A 202-nucleotide genomic window follows, 5' to 3' on the forward strand; every position below is an offset into this window, starting at 1 on the left:
CTTTTGCCATAGATACGGTTCTGCCAAATGAGGTTTTAATTTGTCTTTCAATTCCAAATTTTTCAAAAATTGGAATTTTTGACTGATACAATTTAACTATTGATTCTTTCTTTGGTGCAATTTCTTGCAAATAATCTTTTACTTGATAATAAAGCTCTTCATCATCAACATGAATAGCAGTAAAGGTGTCATTAAAAATGTC

At 28.7% G+C, this 202-nt stretch carries 1 protein-coding gene; it reads right to left on the reverse strand.

From position 1 onward, the window contains the following. The coding region (locus tag FUA24_RS04040; RefSeq protein ID WP_187388157.1) for a ribonuclease E/G at positions 1 to 202 on the reverse strand (202 nt) is incomplete at both ends.

This window comes from Seonamhaeicola marinus, from assembly GCF_008085455.1.